General features: G+C 44.7%; 13 protein-coding genes and 1 other RNA gene. 10 read left to right on the forward strand and 4 right to left on the reverse strand.

Annotation, left to right across the window (positions count from 1 at the left end; translation table 11 throughout):
* Window positions 1-47: 47 nt before the first annotated feature.
* The 6 genes from ACX0G7_RS22745 (at window position 48) to truB (ending at window position 6,164) form a co-directional block, all read left to right on the forward strand.
* The gene (locus tag ACX0G7_RS22745) at window positions 48-1,025 is read left to right on the forward strand and encodes a stage II sporulation protein M (RefSeq protein WP_458925828.1); all 978 of its coding nucleotides are present in this window, start codon (window positions 48-50) and stop codon (window positions 1,023-1,025) included.
* Window positions 1,012-1,830, forward strand: coding sequence for a hypothetical protein (locus ACX0G7_RS22750; protein WP_458925829.1), 819 nt, complete (start codon window positions 1,012-1,014; stop codon window positions 1,828-1,830). Before ACX0G7_RS22745 ends, ACX0G7_RS22750 begins: the two co-directional genes overlap by 14 nt.
* Window positions 1,827-3,077: a DUF4350 domain-containing protein gene (locus ACX0G7_RS22755; RefSeq protein WP_458925830.1), complete on the forward strand. Its 1,251-nt coding sequence runs from the start codon at window positions 1,827-1,829 to the stop codon at window positions 3,075-3,077. The genes ACX0G7_RS22750 and ACX0G7_RS22755 overlap by 4 nt, the downstream gene beginning before the upstream one ends.
* A complete protein-coding gene (locus ACX0G7_RS22760; RefSeq protein ID WP_458925831.1) occupies window positions 3,067-4,044 on the forward strand; it encodes an AAA family ATPase in 978 nt (325 codons plus the stop codon). Before ACX0G7_RS22755 ends, ACX0G7_RS22760 begins: the two co-directional genes overlap by 11 nt.
* Before the next feature lie 39 nt (window positions 4,045-4,083).
* Window positions 4,084-5,430: a DUF58 domain-containing protein gene (locus tag ACX0G7_RS22765; protein ID WP_458925832.1), complete on the forward strand. Its 1,347-nt coding sequence runs from the start codon at window positions 4,084-4,086 to the stop codon at window positions 5,428-5,430.
* Between the two features lie 65 nt (window positions 5,431-5,495).
* Window positions 5,496-6,164: a tRNA pseudouridine(55) synthase TruB gene (gene truB / locus ACX0G7_RS22770; RefSeq protein ID WP_458925833.1), complete on the forward strand. Its 669-nt coding sequence runs from the start codon at window positions 5,496-5,498 to the stop codon at window positions 6,162-6,164.
* 21 nt (window positions 6,165-6,185) lie between these two features.
* On the opposite strand, the gene tamL is transcribed toward truB, so the two are convergent.
* Window positions 6,186-8,507, reverse strand: coding sequence for a translocation and assembly module lipoprotein TamL (tamL, locus tag ACX0G7_RS22775; protein WP_458925834.1), 2,322 nt, complete (start codon window positions 8,505-8,507; stop codon window positions 6,186-6,188).
* 20 nt (window positions 8,508-8,527) lie between these two features.
* Between tamL and ACX0G7_RS22780 the strand changes: the two genes are divergently transcribed.
* Window positions 8,528-9,274, forward strand: coding sequence for a TrmH family RNA methyltransferase (locus ACX0G7_RS22780; RefSeq protein ID WP_458925835.1), 747 nt, complete (start codon window positions 8,528-8,530; stop codon window positions 9,272-9,274).
* A gap of 285 nt (window positions 9,275-9,559) precedes the next feature.
* Here the strand turns inward: ACX0G7_RS22780 and ACX0G7_RS22785 are convergent, their stop codons facing one another.
* Window positions 9,560-10,792, reverse strand: a complete 1,233-nt coding sequence (locus tag ACX0G7_RS22785) for an ABC transporter permease (protein ID WP_458925836.1) — start codon at window positions 10,790-10,792, stop codon at window positions 9,560-9,562.
* A gap of 64 nt (window positions 10,793-10,856) precedes the next feature.
* Between ACX0G7_RS22785 and ACX0G7_RS22790 the strand changes: the two genes are divergently transcribed.
* The 3 genes from ACX0G7_RS22790 (at window position 10,857) to fsa (ending at window position 13,381) form a co-directional block, all read left to right on the forward strand.
* Window positions 10,857-12,131: a type IX secretion system plug protein gene (locus ACX0G7_RS22790; RefSeq protein WP_458925837.1), complete on the forward strand. Its 1,275-nt coding sequence runs from the start codon at window positions 10,857-10,859 to the stop codon at window positions 12,129-12,131.
* 235 nt (window positions 12,132-12,366) lie between these two features.
* An RNA gene (ffs, locus tag ACX0G7_RS22795) (signal recognition particle sRNA small type) lies at window positions 12,367-12,466 on the forward strand.
* Between the two features lie 267 nt (window positions 12,467-12,733).
* Window positions 12,734-13,381, forward strand: a complete 648-nt coding sequence (gene fsa / locus ACX0G7_RS22800; RefSeq protein ID WP_458925838.1) for a fructose-6-phosphate aldolase — start codon at window positions 12,734-12,736, stop codon at window positions 13,379-13,381.
* A 95-nt stretch (window positions 13,382-13,476) separates the two neighbouring features.
* Here fsa and ACX0G7_RS22805 read toward each other — a convergent pair whose 3' ends face one another.
* Together ACX0G7_RS22805 and ACX0G7_RS22810 are read right to left on the reverse strand one after the other, a co-directional pair.
* Window positions 13,477-13,878, reverse strand: a complete 402-nt coding sequence (locus tag ACX0G7_RS22805; protein WP_458925839.1) for a hypothetical protein — start codon at window positions 13,876-13,878, stop codon at window positions 13,477-13,479.
* A gap of 190 nt (window positions 13,879-14,068) precedes the next feature.
* Window positions 14,069-16,522: a S9 family peptidase gene (locus tag ACX0G7_RS22810; RefSeq protein ID WP_458925840.1), complete on the reverse strand. Its 2,454-nt coding sequence runs from the start codon at window positions 16,520-16,522 to the stop codon at window positions 14,069-14,071.
* Window positions 16,523-16,529: the final 7 nt, after the last annotated feature.

Below are 16,529 nucleotides of genomic sequence, written 5' to 3' on the forward strand. Positions count from 1 at the left end.
AGCATCGCCATACTTATTCAATCCAGCAGTATTAAATTATTTCCTCTGTGAGAGAAGGACTTTTTATTAAAAAAAATATTGAGAAGTGGAAGCAATACCAGTATGAAACCAATTCTGATCCTGACGAGATGGCGAAGGAATTTACTGAACTGGTCAATGATCTCGGTTACTCAAAAACTTTCTATCCCCACAGCAAAGTAACCCAATACCTGAATGGGCTCGCATCAAGAATTTATCTTGGTATCTACCGGAATAAAAAAGAAGAAACTTCAAGGTTCTGGAAATTCTGGAAAACAGAATTACCACTTACCGTTCGTCGACATCATAAAGAACTACTCTATGCATTCCTGATCTTTTCTTCCTTCGCAGTTATGGCAGCCGTATCTGCGGCACATGATGATAGTTTTGTGAGAGGTGTACTAGGCGACAGCTATGTTGAAATGACCGATGAAAACATTTCGCGCGGAGATCCGTTTGGAGTTTACAAAGACAAGGGACGATTCAATATGTTTGTTGCGATTGCTGTCAATAATATCAAGGTTTCTTTTGTAACCTTTGTAGCCGGATTTTTGTTGTCGATAGGAACAGTATGGTTGTTGTTCAAAAATGGTGTTATGCTGGGAGCTTTCCAATACATGTTTTTTGCCAAGGGGCTAGGTTTACAATCCGTGCTGGTTATCTGGATCCATGGCACTCTCGAGATTTCAGCCATCATCATTGCAGGCGCAGCAGGGCTTATAGTGGGCAATGGCATATTGTTCCCGGGCACACTGAGCCGCATCCAATCACTTAGAAAAGCTACAAAGGATGGGCTGAAGCTGATGATCGGCCTGATACCCGTTTTTATTATGGCAGCATTCCTCGAAGGCTTCATCACCCGTTATTCCACTATGCCCAGGCTGATAAGCGCATCTATATTACTCGCATCCATCAGTTTTATTACCTGGTATTTTGTCATTTATCCCATCAGGGTAAGTAAACAGCTGGCCGCATCAAAAAACAAATTCCAGGATGAGCCTATTTAAAAAAGCTACGTTCATTTTGTTTTTGATTGTGGCAGGTCTGCGCGGTTTTTGCCAGGAAGCCGACCCGGCGGATACGCTGTTAATTATTGATTCTGCTCACCAGGAAGTTGAAACTCCTTTTGATGACGATGCTGATTTCCCCGGATCCTCCCTGGGTGCCACATCCCGGTTGGGACCGCGCATTCCTGATACACTCACCTTTCGCAAAGTTGCAGACAGCATTCCGGCACGGTTGAAAAAGCAAAAGGATTTTGAATATGCAAACGACCCGGAATACTGGATTAAAAAACCGCAACGCGCGCCCGATCCGGAAAGGAGCATTTGGGAGAAACTCGGCGTTTTCTTTGCAAGACCAGCCGTAAGGAATTTTATCTACCTGTTTTTGTTCGGGCTCGCGATCTTCCTGATCGTTAAAGTGATTATCATTAACAACCTCTATATCTTCAAATCTTCTCCTAAAAAAGTCAAAGCAAATCCAAACCACGATGAGGCTGCTTTGATGGAAGAAAATCTTGATGACCTCATTAATGATGCTATTGCAAGAAAGGAGCACCGGGCGGCAGTCAGGTTTCAATACCTTAAAACGCTGAAGTTGCTTGATAAAAAAGGATGGATCAGTTTTCATCCACAGGCAACCAATGAAAGTTACCGGCGCCTGGTCAATAACTATGCAAAAGGCAAAGAATTTGAATTCCTGAGTTCCGCTTATGAACACGTGTGGTACGGCAATTTTCAGCTGAACAATGAACAATTCGATATTGTAATGCACAGCTTCAATCACTTTCAAAATTCATTGAAAGTATGAGGACCGTTGTAAGCTCCTTCGGCTGGTTACTCGTTGTAGCCGTCATCATGCTTTTTGGATGCCGGAAAGAAAAAAGGTTAAACGAGAAACTTACCTTCTGGAAAAATGATAAGATACCTTATGGTACTTATTATGCCTATGAAAATCTTGCCCGCATATTCCCGGGCGTTGATATCAGCATCAACAAAAACTCTCCCGACAAATACAATATTGCCAGCCTCGATAATCTTACCAATCCGAAACCGGATAGCAGCAGGCCTGGTGAGTCTGCCATGATCATCATTGCCCCAGTAGTTGCCCCCGACCGGAGAGAACTCCAGGCAATGATGAATTATATCAGTGAGGGTAACCATATCTTTATCTCGGCTATGCAGTTTTCAGAAAACCTGATGGATAGCCTGAAACTGAAAACACAGTTCGAATCAGGGTTTGAATCGCTGGACGATTCGCTTACGCTCCGGCTCATTCACCCCGTTGAAGATGATACCACATTGTTTACCTACCCAGGACGTCAGCTCGACAACCACCTCAAAAAATTCGATGATAACATAACCCAGGTGCTGGGTTTCAACCAGGACAACAAAGCCAACTTTGTAAAATTCGCCTATGAAGGCGGGGGCTCACTTTTTATACAACTCGCACCGGCAGCATTTACAAATTTCTTCCTGCTGCATAAAAACAATAAGGATTATTATGACCAGGCGCTGTCTTATCTTCCACCGCATTTAGATGAGGTGATATGGGATGAATACTTCCGCTATCATCGCAACGGAAGCGGAAATGAAAACAACGATTTTTCAGCTTTCAGCTGGATGATGAAACAACCTGCGCTTGCATGGACCATCTGGCTGCTGCTGTTACTGTTTTTACTGATCTATCTGTTTGAATCAAAAAGGAAGCAAAGAGTGATACCCGTGAAGCCGACCCTGAAAAATGCTTCTGTTGATTTTGTGCAGACCATAGGACGCCTTTATTTGCAGCGCAAGGATAATAAAAACCTGGCAGGCAAGATGACGACCCATTTTCTTGAACAGGTAAGACAACATTATAATATTACCACTTCCAACCTTGATCAGCAGTTCGAAAAAAAGTTAAGTTATAAATCAGGACATAGCCCGGAAGAAGTAAAAGATCTCGTTAATCATATCAGGGTAGTTCAGGAAAGACCCCTGGTGAGCGATGAGCTCTTACTGGCATTCAATCAGAAACTAGAAAAGTTTAAAATCAAATTCAAAGATGGAAGATAATTTTTTTGAACAACGCACCGATCTCGGGTCCTTACAACAGTCAGTGGAAAATCTGAAGGCTGAGATCGGCAAGGTGATCGTTGGGCAGGAAGAGATGATTGAATTATTGCTTGCGGCTATTTTGGCGGATGGTCATGTGTTGATTGAAGGCGTACCCGGTGTTGCAAAAACACTCACCGCAAAGTTGCTGGCCAAAACCGTTTCCATAGATTTTTCAAGGATCCAGTTCACACCAGATATGATGCCAAGTGATGTGATTGGTACGATGGTCTTCAATCCCAAAGACATTAATTTCCAGTTCAGGAAAGGTCCCATCTTCAGCCATCTTGTACTCATCGATGAAATTAACCGCGCGCCAGCAAAAACGCAGGCGGCGCTCTTCGAAGTGATGGAAGAAAGGCAGGTTACTGTTGATGGCACAACCTACCCGATATCAGCCCCTTTTATGGTGCTCGCCACCCAGAACCCGATTGAGCAGGAAGGTACTTATCATTTGCCGGAAGCCCAACTTGACCGGTTCCTCTTCAAGGTGGAAGTAAGTTACCCGAGTGCAGAACAGGAGTTTCGTATTGTGGCACATCATCATCGTTCCGGCCTGGAGAACCAGTTAAACGAGGTTGGACCGGTTTTGTCTGCAGATCAGATAACGGCGCTGCGTAACCAGGTACGTGAGATTCATATAGAAGACAAACTGATCAATTTCATAACTGCAATTGTTTCCGGAACGCGGAACCATAAATCGATCTATCTCGGTGCATCGCCGCGTGCTTCGATAGGTGTACTGAATGGCGCAAAGTCGATAGCGGCTATGCGTGGCCGTGACTTTGTAACACCTGAAGATATTATTTTTATTGTTCCTCATGTGCTTCGTCATCGTATCGTACTATCGCCGGAAAAAGAAATGGAGGGTGCGCAGACGGACGATGTCATTCTGCAATTAATTCAAAGCATCGAGGTTCCGCGTTAGTTACTATCATATCTATATTAGTTACTATCATATTTATAAATGCCACTTGTGAACCGTTATCTTACTTCACTATTTTTCAGCACCCGGTTTTACTGGTCACTGGCCATTATTGCCTCTTTGTTTGCCCTGGCATTTCTGCTACCTCCTTTGTTCATCGTGATGAAGTTTTTGTTTTTTCTTTTCGTCGCGCTTGTTTTATTGGATTATATTATCCTGTTCTTTACCTCAAATGCGGTAACTGCAACCCGGCAAATGGCTGAACGGTTCAGCAATGGTGAACAGAACACTATTAAGATCCGAATTGTCAACCAGTTTCCATTCAAGGCGAGCCTCAGGATAATTGATGAATTGCCGGTCCAGTTCCAGAAAAGAGATTTTTTATTGAAAACATCGCTGGACGGAAATGGCGAAACTGAAATAAGCTACCAGTTACGGCCGGTTGAACGTGGTGAATATCGTTTCCTGGATACCAATGTTTTTGTAAAATCACCCCTGAACCTGGTGGTGAGACGTTTTCAATCGGGCGCTAATGACATAGTAAGAGTGATGCCTTCTTTTGTTGACCTGAGAAGTTTCGAGATTATCGCCTATTCAAATAATCTCTCTGAAGCGGGCAGCAGGCGCATCCGCAAGATCGGCCATAGCCTTGAGTTTGAACAGATAAAAGAATATGTTACCGGAGATGATATCAGGAGCATTAACTGGAAAGCGACCGCACGCAAGGGTGGACAGCTGATGGTCAACAATTATACCGATGAACGTAGCCAACAGGTTTATTGCCTGATCGACAAGGGGCGTGTAATGAAAATGCCGTTTGAAGGAATGACCCTGCTTGATTATGCGATCAATGCAACACTCATACTTTCTCGGGTCGCCCTCATCAAACAGGATAAGGCCGGCCTCCTCACTTTTGCGGAACAAATAAATCAATTCCTACCGGCTGACCGGAAATCTGCCCAGATGTCAACCATCATGGAGACACTGTATAACCAGGAAACAAAATTCCTCGAGACCGATTTCGAAAAAGTCCTGATTCATATGCGCATGCGGATCACCTCCCGCAGCCTGGTGATCCTGTTCACAAATTTTGAATCATTGTCGGGCCTGCAAAGGCAGTTACCATATATAAGAAGCATTGCCAAAAATCACCTGGTGCTGGTGGTATTTTTTGAGAACACAGAATTGAAGCAGTTGACAGACAACCCGGGAAACGATATTGAGTCATTGTATATAAAAACCATCGCGGAAAAATTTGCGTTTGAAAAACGGCAGATGGTAAAGGAGCTTCAGCAACACGGCATCTTCACGATCTTAACACCGCCGGAAAAACTCACCATTAACACTGTCAATAAATACCTCGAACTAAAGGCTCGCCAGGCAATTTAGATTAGCTTCCCCGAAGTAATAACTTTTGAAACTTGCCTTATCTTCGCCCGAAAAACTTGGAGCAGGTGGAAAATACATATGAAGAGGGGAGAGTGCTGTTGATTGATAAACCTTACGACTGGACTTCATTTGATGTCATAAGAAAGGTGCGCAATGTGCTCAGGATCCGTAAAATTGGTCATGCAGGCACATTGGACCCGCTGGCTTCAGGTCTCCTGATCCTGTGTACCGGTAAATTCACTAAACGGATCAATGATTATATGGCGGCCGAGAAAGAATATATCGGTTCGTTTACCCTCGGCGCAACCACGCCAACCTATGACCTTGAAAGCGAACCGGAAAATTTCAAGCCTGTCGGTGATCTCAGTGAAGATGAACTTCAGCGGGCAACCAGGGCATTCACGGGTGAAATCCTCCAGGTTCCCCCAATGCATTCTGCAATTAAAAAAGATGGTAAACGTATTTATAAGTTAGCGCGCCAGGGAAAAGAGATTGAACTCGAGCCGAGGAAAGTCACCATCAGGGAGTTTGTGATTACAAAGATAGAACTGCCGGTAGTACATTTTCGCGTGGTATGTTCAACGGGCACGTATATCCGAAGTCTTGCCAATGACTATGGCAGTGCACTTGGCACCGGTGCATATCTGAGTGGACTTGTGCGCACACGCATTGGTGGGTTCTGGCTGAAAGATGCCGTGACCATTCAGCAACTGGAAGACGAGGTACACCGTTGAGGAAGCCTGTTGCGAAAACAATTAAAACGGATACCCGATGCCAAACTGAAGTTGACCGCTGGTAATTTTCAGATCATTGAACCAACCGGCATTTTCATAGGAGTATATAGGGTCCTTTAACTTATAGGCCCAATCCAGCCTTATCAGGAAAAAGTCGAAGTCAATACGTAAGCTGGTACCTCCCCCGACCGCGATATCTTTATAGAGATTTTTCCAGGTTAGTTCAGAACCTTCCAGCTTCACATTATCAAAATTCGATCGGTTCCAGATGTTTCCTATATCTACGAAAAATGCGCTTTTGAACTTTATCCCGAAAATAGTTGCCAGGTCGAATCGGTATTCAACGTTGCTTTCCATCTGTATATCCCCAAACCGGTCAATACCACCCTGGATGGTGTCGTAGTAATTGTTTGAACCAAGTCCAAGTTGTCGTACCTGCCAGGCCCGCATAGTATATGGACCACCCGCGAAATACGCTTTGAAAAATGGAAGATATTGCTCAGGACCATCCTTCGTTTGTCCATAGCTGTAACCATACCCGCCGAAGGCCCTGAAGGCCCAGGTGGATTTTGGCTGCTCAATCAGGTATTTGTATTCGACATCGGCTTTAATAAAACGTCTTAATTCCCCGCGGTCCAGTGACTTGATCAGTCCGAAAATGGCACCACTTTCTTCAAACCTTGTTTTCAGCAAACCATGATTATAACGCGATCCGTGGTCGTAATTATAGGATAAGATCTGGCTGATGATAAAGCCATTATTGAAGGCGATCTTGAGAGATGGGATGTCTTCTTCCAGTTTCACAAAACTGTCTGTCTTAATGATCTCCGTGTACTCAATGTTGAATGGAATATATCTCCAGGCATGTTTTTTCTTTCCCCACTCATAACCCCATGAAGCTTTCGCGGAACGCACATCATAAAAATCAAGTCTCTGGGTATAGGCTGCACCCAGCGAAACAGCCGTTTTTGGGGCGGTCAGCTTGTTTTCATTTTTAACCTTGAATGGTAGAATGAACCTGGGAATAAAAATATTCTGAGAAATACCACTTTGTAGTGTCTGGATTATGTTACGCCCAAGTTCAATACCAAACTGGAGGCTTGTTGTGCTCTGAACCGCTTCGCGAAATGCATTCCGGTTTAATAAGCCGATATTAAGACCGGTTCCAAATAACTGGCCGGTACTAAGATAGGTGCCTGTATTACGGCTGGCTTCAAAAGCGATATTCAGGCTTTGCTTTTTTGCGGGGTAGAGCCTGATGCCGGCATCGAGTAAAGGAACCGTGTCCTGCCTTTCTGAAAATGCTACGTCTACCTGCCCCCACGCGCCCGACTGATTGAAATTATTGACGGTGGCATAATAGTCTTCAATCTTATACAAATTTCCCGGCCTCAAAGCGATGTTCCTTGATAGGTAAGGTAATTTGAATTTTTTTGTACGATAGAAAAAATCGATTCCGTTTAAGCTATCCTGTATTTTTTCAACAGGTGCAACTTCTTCCTGGATATTTATATCCGGGTAGACCGTAACATCACCTACATAATACCTGTTGTAATGACTGGAATCTTTTATCCTGGCTTGTTTGATTGCCACGTTGATCGTAGGGTTCTCTTTCTTTCGGTTCAACTCTTCCAGCAATGTGAATTGTTCAAAAGGGTCAAGCGACGGGTCGATCAGTGCCGCGAGTACCGTATCACGTTCAATGATAAAATCTTCCTTAACGATTTTGTAATACCCGTTATTTCTGAATATCAACAACAGGCGGTCAAGTTCAGATGAGAGGACCTGGATCGAATAGGGGTCGCCCTTTTTCAGGAACGATGCGTTTCTATTTTCCAGTGCCAGTTTTTGAAATTCAGGATGAGTGAGATCGTAGCTGATAGAATCCAGTTTCAACTGCCGTCCGGGGGTAACTGTGAATTCAACCCTGACACGTTGCTGGTCTTTTACGGTATCTATAAAAAAAGTATCGGTGATGGTGGGTCCAAAATAGCCGACCGAGTTGAGCAAAGCCGTCATGGAAGCTTTGGATCTTGATACGTTCCCTGAGTCGAACACCGGGGGGCGTTCCAGTTTATTATAAAGCAGCGCCGGAAAACCCAGTGCTACGATAGTCCGGACTTTAAGGCTGTCCGAAAGCTGGTTCTCCAGCCCTGCCTTCAGTTTTTGTCTTTCAGGTCCTTTCTGGGGGCCATCGATATCAATGTTGGTTTTATAAACGAACGGAAGGTTTTTCTGATATTTTTTGGGAATCGTGCAGGATGCGACCAACAACAGTGCAAGCGTGATGGTAAAGGCGGAACGGAAAATGGTAAAAAAGCTAACTTGCCTGGGAAATAACATAAAGCTGTAAACGAAACACGATGTTGGTTAAATCGCAGGTCAAATATATTCAAAGTTTAAGCCAGAAAAAATTTAGGGATGAGGAGGGGGTATTCGTGGCAGAGGGGCCCAAAATAATTAACGAATTATTGGCCGGAAACCAGCTGGAATTGCACTCGTTGTATGCGACTACAGGCTGGCTCTCGGCCAATGCCAGCTCGCTTCTTGCGTTTGATTCGTCTTCCATACACATCATAACTGACCGGGAACTGGAACGTATCTCATTTTTGACAACCCCAAACGAAGTTCTGGCGATTTTCAAAAAGCCGGCTTTTGCTTCTCCACCGGAACAGGTGGATTCGTTGGTTCTTATGCTGGACAATGTGCAGGATCCGGGAAACCTTGGTACGATCATCCGCTGTGCCGACTGGTTTGGCCTGAACCAGATTATTTGTAGCCCGGGCTCCGCGGACCATTTCAATCCTAAAGTGGTGCAGTCTACCATGGCCAGCATTGCCAGGGTTTCCGTTCATCATACTGACCTGGTCGGATATCTTTCACCAAGAGTGGGAGTGCCGGTTTATGCCGCAGCTTTGGATGGGCGTTCGCTTTCCCAGTATAAGGGAGTCAGTAAAGGAATCCTGGTTATTGGAAATGAATCCAAAGGGATCAGTGCCGAAGTGATGGCTTTTGCTACTGACCGGGTAACGATACCCCGGCGGGGGCAGGCAGAATCCCTCAATGCATCAGTGGCCACGGGCATTATCCTTTCCCATCTGCTGGCATGATGTAGCCCTGCAAAGTCTGGCTTGAGCATCCCTGCAACGTTTGGCTTGATGTATCCCTGTGAAGTATGGCTTGATGTAGCCCTGCGAAGCCAGGCTTGATGTAACCCCGCGAAGTCTGGTTTCATGTAGCCCTACGAAGTCTGGTTTGATGTAGCCCTGCGAAGTCTGGTTTGATGTATCCCTGCAAAGTTTGGCTTGATGAATCCCTGCGAAGTCTGGCTTAAGTATCCCTGCGAAGTCTGGCTTGATGTAACCCTGCGAACGGTTGCAAGATGAAATTTGGTCTTAACGAAACTGTATGGCGCGGACGGGCTGGATACGCCTGACAATAATTGTCGGAATCAGCAGCACAAGGAAACAGATAACGAATGTCCCCAGGTTCACCAATCCTATTTGCCACCAAACGATATTAACCGCGGCCTCGGAAATATAATATGCCTCTTCCGGCAGTTTGATAAAGCCAAAACGTATCTGCAACCAGCAGATCAGCAGGCCCAGCAGGTTGCCAAAAAAGAGACCAACGACGGTGATGATCGCGCCATGGTATAAGAAAATCTTTTGAATAGTAAAGTTTTCTGCACCAATAGCTTTTAATACACCAACCATCCTGGTCCTTTCCAGAACAAGAATAAGCAGGCAGGTGATCAGGTTCAGAATAGCTATCGCAACCATGATTGCAAGCACAATGATGATGGTATAGTTTTGTAAAGACAACCAGTCAAAGATGCTTGGATAGAGTTCGCGGATAGTACTGCTCTTAAGACCGATAGGAATGTCCTCAATGAGCGCATCGCTTAAACGGTCCATATCATTGAAATCTTTCAGGAAGATCTCATACCCGCCGATCTGGTTCTCCTCCCAGTTATTTAGTCTTTGCACCAATGCAAGATCACCGATGGCTATGAGCTTGTCATACTCTTCAATTCCTGTTTTATAAAGCCCCACAACTGTAAGTTTCCGGGTGCGTGGCGGACTTCCATCCGGCTGAAGAAAAAATATCAAGACCTGGTCGTTAACCTTTAACCCGAGTTGTTTCGCTGTGTATTCGGAAAGGTTGATCTCCTTGCCATAACTACTATCAGCGAAATTTATCCATCGTCCTTCCACTTTAAACCTCGAAAGGTTAGAGAAATCGTAATTTTTGTCGACTCCCTTGAAGAGCACCATCTCGATCGACTCCGAGGTCTTAACGATTGCAGTTTTTGTTGCGAAGACCTGGACGCTTTTGATCTCAGGATATTTTTTTGCCAGCTGATCAACCGAATCATTCTTTAGCACCGGCGTTTCTTCTGCGATGGACACCCTGGCCATTTCATAGTTATGAACGCGGATATGACCCCAGAAGCTGAATATTTTTTGACTGATCGTTTGCTGGAAGCCGCTGGCGAAAGAAAGCGTTACGATCATTACCATTACGCTGATAACGGTAGCAACGATCGACAGTCGTATGACAAACCTCGAAAATGATTTTTGATTATTGAAGGCAATACGGTTTGCAATAAAACTGGCTATATTCAAAAGGGCGCTGTTTTAAGATCAAAAATAGCTGAAAAGTTTGTAGTTTGTGGTGATAGTTGTTGAGATGAAGTATATTTTGATTTGTTTGGCGGGCATGTTATTCAATGTAGCCACGGCCCAGGTTCCGGATGCTGTTTATGCTCCGAATATTAAGACAGTACAGCTTTTCCCGTATGGCAATCAGCTGGGATACCCGATAATAAGCCTGAACAGCTCCGACAGGCTCGAGCTCCATTTCGACGATATATCAACAACCGTCCGCAACTACTCATACACGTTCCAATTGTGTAATGCTGACTGGACCCCTGCCATCCTGAGCACCTTCGATTATATCAAAGGCTTTTCACAGGTTCGGATCAATACTTACCGGGTTTCGTCCATCGCATATACAAGATATATTCATTACCAGGCTTCGTTGCCCGACCGCAACTGCGTTCCCACCAAGTCCGGCAACTATATTTTAAAAGTGTTTCGCGACGGAGATACATCAAAGCTGTTATTTACAAAGCGAATGCTGGTGATGCGTGACATTGCTTCAGCACCTTCTGAGGTGGTTCAACCATTCAATGGTCAACTGTTCCGGACGCATCAAAAAATTCAATTCAAAGTAAATCTTGGCGAAGGGGTCAATCTGTTGAATGCACAGCAACAGGTGAAGGTTGTCCTGATACAAAACAATCGTTGGGACAATGCCGTACAAAACATCAGGCCAACATTTGTGTCAAGGAACACACTTGAATACAACGTGGAAGCCGATGCGGTATTTCCTGCGGGGAAGGAATGGCGGTGGATCGATCTGAGAAGTTTTCGTTTGCAGAGTGACAGGGTCGAAACGGCGAAATATTCCACCACCAGCACCGAGGTAATTGTAAAACCCGATGCAGACAGGAGCCCTCAGAAATTTAATTTTTTCCGTGACATGAATGGATTGTACCGGATAGAAACTACTGAAAGTATCAATCCATACTGGCAGGCAGACTATGCCACGGTTCGTTTCAGCTTTGTGCCCCCTGGAAAAACGTTGATACCAAACAAAGATGTTTTTATTTTTGGCAAACTGGCTGATTATAACCTTGATGACTCCGCGAAGATGAACTACAATGTGGAAACAGGGATGTACGAACGTTCGCTGTTCCTGAAACAGGGCTATTATGATTATACCTATGTTACTATCGACAGGGGAGACCGCAGGCGGCGCGCCGGGTTTGAACTGACTGAAGGCAATTACTGGGAAACCGAAAACGAATACACCATCCTTATTTATTACCGCGGCATTGCCGAACGTTATGATGAACTCATTGGAGTGGCCAGCGTCAATTCATTGACCGGTCGCCGGTGATCAGCCGCCGTACAATTTACAAACCTCTGTAAGTTTGACCAGAAGGTTTAGATCGATGATTCTCTGTGCTTGTTTGATAGGAGATTTTTCGATGCTTGTTTGATAGGAGATTTTCTATGCTTGATAGGAGATTTATCTATGCTGGTTTGGATAAGATCTATGTTAATTTTCTCTGAGTCAATAATAATCTCTTGTTTTTTGGGATGGAATTTGCGAATGCACTATATTTGCCGCCCGGCAGGTCTTACACGACCAGCTCCTGCTGAACTCCCCCAGGGTCGGAAGACAGCAAGGGTAGGCGGTTGTAGCGGTGCGATGTAAGTAATCTGCCGTTTTTTTTTGTTTTCTACTGAAGCTTTGGATAACCAACTTTGAAAACAATCAGAAACACGAGTTCAACCCGCCCGATTGTGTGGCTGGTATCCTATCTGCGATTGAAGGGGCCTGGAAAATTGCAACCGTTTCACTTCTTTAAAATCCCGGCATATCTTTACTTTGCACAAATCAGGAGGAACGAACCTGCATTTTGAAAATTCGCTTCGAATAATCATCCCGGGATAATCCTTCTCCTCAAACAATTAAAAAATATAAACATCACAGTTATGAAGTTTTTTATCGATACAGCTAATCTTGCCCAGATCAAAGAAGCTTATGAGTTAGGTATTCTTGATGGTGTAACCACCAACCCTTCGCTCATGGCAAAAGAGGGCATCAAAGGCGAGGCTGCTGTTACCAAACATTACCTGGACATCTGCGAGATGGTGGATGGAGATGTCAGTGCAGAAGTACTGTCCACAGATTTCAAGGAAATAGTTGAAGAAGGAAAAAAACTTGCAGCCATTCATCCAAACATCGTGGTGAAGGTTCCAATGATAAAAGATGGTATCAAGGCGCTGAAATGGTTCTCAGATAATGGCATCAGAACGAACTGCACACTGGTATTTTCGGCCGGTCAGGCTATCCTGGCTGCTAAAGCTGGTGCAACTTATGTTTCACCATTTATCGGTCGTATTGATGATAGTACCTGGGACGGAGTTGAACTGATTGCCCAGATAGCACAGATCTATACACTGCAGGGCTTTAAAACAGAGATCCTCGCTGCATCCATCCGTAACGGACTACATATTGTAAGATGTGCGGAAGCCGGTGCCGACGTGTGCACCTGTCCCCTTGATTCAATTCTCGGGTTATTAAAGCATCCTTTGACTGATATCGGTCTTGCAAAATTCCTCGAAGACGCCAAAAAATAGAGAGAGGTGAAGGAGTTAAGAGTTATGAGTTATGGGTTATGAGTGATGAGTGACCTGCAAATCGCCGGAAATACTCATAACTCATCACTCATAACTCATAACTCTTTCACCGTTTTTCTTCGTTTCGGCTGCATCACTTCTTCCATTGTTTTTACGCCGGAACTATCCTCAAATTTCTTGATATATATTATTCGCTCCCTGGTAACCGAAGGGTCGGTTTTCAATGACACTTTCACTACAACCTTCTCCAGTTTAACCGAACTGTCGAGGAAAAGGCTGTTCCCTTCAAATTTGCCTGCATCACAGGTGAATATCAGCTCCTTTGTAGTGAGCGGTAAATACCTGCCGTCGGAATATCTTCCATCCACGTTTATATAGTTGAAAGTTCCCTTCTTCAGGCTGTCTGTATAGAGGTTGAAGTATAGACTATCCAGCTTCTGGGCATCCGCGGTTTTGAAGGCGGAGATGAAGAGTATTATGGTGATGATCTTTTTCAAATTATTCCTTTTTTCCACGAAACTTTTATAGCCGGATCTGTCACTAAACAGCTGATCCTAAGATAAGAAATGCCCGCCGTAAGTTGTTGGAGATTTGTTAAATCCCTAAATAAAATGCGTCGTTTTCTTCCTTTTCAAACACCCTCAGCAACTCCCGGGCCCCGGTCAACCGTAAGTCATATTTCTGACCCTAAAAGCTTTTTTTCTGCTGCCCACCGTCCGGTTGGCTGGCCGCCGCGTTTTTTACATAAGTTTCCAGCCACTGGTTTTGCTCCCATAACATATGCAGGATATTTTCTTTGCCGGTATACCCATGACTTTCATAGGGCAGAGAAACATACCGCACGGTACCGCCATGTCCTTTGATCGCATTAAACAGGCGCTCCGTCTGAATAGGGAAGGTGCCCGGGTTGTTATCGGAATCACCATGAATCAGCAACAGGGGTGTTTTTATTTTGTTCGCAAAGCTGAATGGGGACATGTTGTTATAGATTTCCGGAGCTTCCCAATAAGTTCTTTCCTCACTCTGAAACCCGAATGGTGTAAGCGTCCTGTTGTATGCACCGCTGCGGGCAATACCTGCTTTGAACAACTTCGTATGTGCGAGCAGGTTAGCTGTCATAAAAGCACCATAACTGTGGCCTCCAACGGCTACGCGGTTGCTGTCACCGACACCTCTTTTTGCCACGGCCTGGATAGCGGCATGCGCATTCAGGTAAAGCTGGGGGATGAAGTTATCGTTTGGTTCCTTCCCGCCTTCACCAACTATTGGCATCTCTGCATTGTTCATGACCGCATAACCCTGGGTCACCCAGAACAATGGAGAACCTGAAGAAATGCTGGTGAAGGTATATTTAGAGCCTCTTACCTGCGCTGCATCAGCGGCCGATTTGTATTCACGGGGGTAAGCCCAGATCAATACCGGTAATGGCCCATCCTTTTTTACGTCATATCCTTTGGGGAGATAGAGCTCTGCGGTAAGATCAATACCATCAGCCCGCTTATACGAGATTTTTTCTTTTACTATACCATCAAGCTGGGCATATGGATTTTTAAACTGCGTTATAGCGGTGATGCCGTTTTTTTTCTTACCAAGGTCGCGCAGGTAATAGTTTGGTGTTTCTGTCGGGCTCTCACGCCTGGTAACAAAAATGAGTTTCTCCGGATCTATAAAATTGACAACATATTCATAATAGCCGTCTTCAGATTGCCAGAGCAGTTTTCTCTTCCCGGTTTTCAGGTTCCAGCTTTGAATAAGTGGCATATCACCGTTAGGGGAAGCACCGGTGGATTCAAGTATCAGCTCTCCGTTTTTGTTGATGAACAGTACATCCTCATCATACTGATTTTTTACGGTAACCGGGGTACCGATATCGGCATATTCATCATTACTGCTGCGTTCATAAAGACTATCCACGGCGCCTGTTGAAGGATTTAACCTGTTCATCCTGATCTTGCGGTCGGCAGTCATACGCTCATAAAATATGGCCATATCCTTTGTACCCCAGATAACACCAGCAAATCTTTTCTTTGTTTTGAAAAGTTCAGTTGGCGTTTCCTTTCCTTTAGCGGATGTAACCATCATCGCATCCCTGAATTCAGATTTGCTTTTTCCAAGTCCTTTATCCAGCGCTTGTAAAAAGGTGACCGTAGCCGGTTCATCACTTCTCCATGAAAAACCTCTTGGGAAATTCTGAACATCATCAAATCCGATCGGCTGACCTTCACTTGAAGGATTATCGGCAAGTAATTTTACATCAGCCCCGTTGGCAGCATCAATCACCTTGATGGTATGTGGAAAGCCACTCCATGGGAACAGATATGAAAAAGGCCTGGTGACTGTCCTTACCAGCAGAAACTGTTTATCCGGGGATAAATTGAGCGTTCCGTAAATGGCAGGTTTGCCGAGCAATGTTCCTGTTGATGGATTGTCAGTTCCTGTTTTCTTCAATTGGGTGGTTGCGTAAAAACCAAACAAAGCTTCGTCGTATGGCGATTTGATAAGGTCCTGGTAGGTTCTCGATGCTGCCATCTTGCCTTTGCTTTCCTGTATCACCGGTCCTGATGGTGCCAGGGGTTTGGCAGGTTGTTTATCGAGCCCTTCCACCACTGACTTATAAATGATGGTATTATCATCAACCCACATAAAGGGTGAGCCGATCACAGCATTGACCGGTTCATTTACCAGGAGTTTCGCAGTCTGGCTGGCAACGTCAATGATCCAGAGTTTGATATCATTATTGGTTGTGTTTGCAAAGGCTATTTTCTTCTCTGAAGGGTTCCATTGCACAAAGCCTGCACGCAGATCTTCGGGCAGACCTTTTACCGGAAGCACCTGCCCGGTTTTAATATTCTTCAATTGAAAACCGGTCGTATAGTTGCTTCTGCTGGGACCAAAATTATTCGGATTGATACGGAGACCGGCAATACGTAATTCAGGCTGTGCCAGTTCCTCTACAGTAGGAAATGAACTTCTCTCGAGCATCACCAACCACTCACCTTTTGTGTCGATGCTTACGCCCGGGGTTGGTTTTGCCATCACGAGGTCGACTATATCTTTCGGGGGCGTTTTGTATCCGGGCTCATCCTGGGCAGTGGCCGCAAATGCCGTCAACAAAAAATAAAAAAATAACAATCTTCTCATATCATTT

This window comes from Flavitalea antarctica, assembly GCF_054461535.1.

Coding starts and splice junctions, on each gene's coding strand:
- ACX0G7_RS22750 (WP_458925829.1), top strand. CDS start 1,012: ATGAGCCTATTTAAAAAAGCTACGTTCATTTTGTTTTTGATTGTGGCA.
- ACX0G7_RS22755 (WP_458925830.1), top strand. CDS start 1,827: ATGAGGACCGTTGTAAGCTCCTTCGGCTGGTTACTCGTTGTAGCCGTC.
- ACX0G7_RS22760 (WP_458925831.1), top strand. CDS start 3,067: ATGGAAGATAATTTTTTTGAACAACGCACCGATCTCGGGTCCTTACAA.
- ACX0G7_RS22765 (WP_458925832.1), top strand. CDS start 4,084: ATGCCACTTGTGAACCGTTATCTTACTTCACTATTTTTCAGCACCCGG.
- tamL (WP_458925834.1), bottom strand. CDS start 8,507: ATGTTATTTCCCAGGCAAGTTAGCTTTTTTACCATTTTCCGTTCCGCC.
- ACX0G7_RS22780 (WP_458925835.1), top strand. CDS start 8,528: ATGTTGGTTAAATCGCAGGTCAAATATATTCAAAGTTTAAGCCAGAAA.
- ACX0G7_RS22790 (WP_458925837.1), top strand. CDS start 10,857: ATGAAGTATATTTTGATTTGTTTGGCGGGCATGTTATTCAATGTAGCC.
- fsa (WP_458925838.1), top strand. CDS start 12,734: ATGAAGTTTTTTATCGATACAGCTAATCTTGCCCAGATCAAAGAAGCT.
- ACX0G7_RS22810 (WP_458925840.1), bottom strand. CDS start 16,522: ATGAGAAGATTGTTATTTTTTTATTTTTTGTTGACGGCATTTGCGGCC.